Here is a 1989-nt window from a genome sequence, read left to right as displayed (position 1 = left end):
AGCAGCCAGTCGCGCTCACCGGCCAGAACCGCGCGCCTGGGGCCGCCCATGGGCCGGGCCGCCGCGCTGCCGGTCGTCCTCAGCCGATGCGACCAACGAACCGCCGTCGCCACACCCACGCCAAACCGGACAGCCGCCTCGCGACAGGTCCCGCCCGAAACCACGAACCCCGCCACTCGATCCCGAAGGTCAGAAGAGTAAGGACGCGCCATGCAAGCTGGCCTCCTGCCCAGCCCACATCTTGAATCATGATCCGCAGACAACCGGAATCCCGATTCAATCAGCAGCGGTCAGGCTCTAAGCTTCCTTGAGCGCCCGATAGGCCACGGCCGCGGGCGAGACCAGGACCGCGAAATAGAGCGCGTTCAGGAAGCCGCCAAAGATCGTGTAGGCGATCATGGCGGGCGTGTAGTAGGCGGCGACGGAACTGAGGTCGGGCGCGAAGATCTTGCCCACCGAAGCGATGTCGCCGCCGGCGACGATGGCGGCGACGGCCATGAAGATCACCATGGCCAGCAGCAGCACCACCACCACGCTGGCGATGGCCAGGACATAGGCGCCCAGCAGCTTCCAGAACTGGCCCTTGGTGAGCGCCCAGGAATCGAACACCGAGATCTTGCGCTCGGCGAAGGTGATCACCGGGGCCAGCGACAGGCGCACGGCCACGTAAAGCAGCAGGCCCAGGAAGAAGAGGCCCAGGCCGACGCCGAACATCGGCGAGCCCAGCAGGCCCGCGGCCACGCCCGCGCCCACGCCGCCCACCAGGACCACCACGGTGACGGCGACCAGGCTCAGCAGGAAATAGATCAGAGTCAGGCCCGTGAGGCGCAATTCGTCCTCCCCCAGCCGCAGATAGCCGAAACCGGTGTCCTCCGGCCGCAGGATGGCCCGGTAGACGGCCGCAGCGAGCACCGCCTGCACGGCCAGGCCGATAGGGATGAGGACCGCATAGAGCGGCGCCAAGGCCGCCAGGTTCGCCAGGGCCGCCGCGGGATCGGCGTCCGGATTGTTGGCTTGGGCCTCCAGCGCCATCAGGTTCTGCCCGCCCATGGTGACCAGGAACACCGGCATCAGCAGACTGATGATCAGATAGAAGCCCGCCCAGATCAGAAGGACCTTGGGCTTTTCGCGGGTGATCCGGAAACCTTCAAAGGCGGCGTCTGTCGCCGAAAACGCAGTCATCTCATTCCCCAGGCCAAGTCCTCGAACAATAACGAGTCGGCCGCCCCATTGGCTGCGAACATGGGCGCGAGAGCCCCTTTCCCGCAAGGCCCGGCTCGCGATCCGCGCGTGAAGTTGCTAGTTAGTCACGCATGTCGATCTCCCCTGTTCATATCGTCGGCGGCGGCCTGGCCGGTTCCGAGGCCGCCTGGCAGATCGCCCAGGCCGGCGTGCCCGTGGTCCTGCACGAAATGCGTCCGGTGCGCGGCACGGACGCCCACCAGACCGACGGCCTGGCCGAGCTGGTCTGCTCCAACTCCTTCCGCGCCGACGACTGGACCGGCAACGCCGTGGGCCTGCTGCACGCCGAGATGCGCAGGCTGGGCTCGATCATCATGTCTTGCGGTGACGCCCACCAGGTGCCGGCCGGCGGGGCGCTCGCGGTCGACCGCGAGGGCTTCTCCCAGGCCGTCACCGGCCGGCTCGAGGCCCATCCCCTGGTCACCATCGCCCGGGAAGAGGTGGCGGGCCTGCCGCCGGCCGATTGGGACAGCGTCATCGTGGCCACCGGCCCCCTCACCTCACCCGCCCTGTCGGCGGCGGTGCTGGAGCTGACCGGCGAGGGCGAGCTGTCGTTCTTCGACGCCATCGCCCCGATCGTGAACGTCGAATCCATCGACATGAACGTCTGCTGGCGCCAGTCGCGCTACGACAAGGTCGGGCCCGGCGGCGACGCGGCGGCCTATATCAACTGCCCGATGGACAAGGCCCAGTACGAGGCCTTCATCGACGCCCTGCTGGCCGGCGAGAAGTCCGAGTTCAAGGACT

General features: G+C 67.8%; 3 protein-coding genes. 1 reads left to right on the top strand and 2 read right to left on the bottom strand.

Annotated features, from left to right (window positions below; translation table 11 throughout):
* The coding region (locus tag Q8Q88_RS24700; protein ID WP_371129821.1) for an IS630 transposase-related protein at positions 1-212 on the bottom strand (212 nt) is incomplete at its 3' end.
* 85 nt (positions 213-297) lie between these two features.
* Positions 298-1182, bottom strand: coding sequence for a hypothetical protein (locus tag Q8Q88_RS06725; protein WP_305674431.1), 885 nt, complete (start codon positions 1180-1182; stop codon positions 298-300).
* A 131-nt stretch (positions 1183-1313) separates the two neighbouring features.
* On the opposite strand from Q8Q88_RS06725, the gene trmFO reads away from it, so the two are divergent.
* A partial coding sequence (trmFO, locus tag Q8Q88_RS06720; RefSeq protein WP_305674430.1) for a methylenetetrahydrofolate--tRNA-(uracil(54)-C(5))-methyltransferase (FADH(2)-oxidizing) TrmFO occupies positions 1314-1989 on the top strand: 676 nt, incomplete at its 3' end.

The sequence above is a fragment of the Phenylobacterium sp. genome (assembly GCF_030697925.1).
GTDB lineage: Bacteria > Pseudomonadota > Alphaproteobacteria > Caulobacterales > Caulobacteraceae > Phenylobacterium.
This window is presented reverse-complemented; position numbering and strand designations above follow the sequence as displayed.

Excerpts from the sequence above, each read along its gene's own strand:
- Q8Q88_RS06725 (WP_305674431.1), bottom strand. The coding sequence starts at position 1,182 with ATGACTGCGTTTTCGGCGACAGACGCCGCCTTTGAAGGTTTCCGGATC.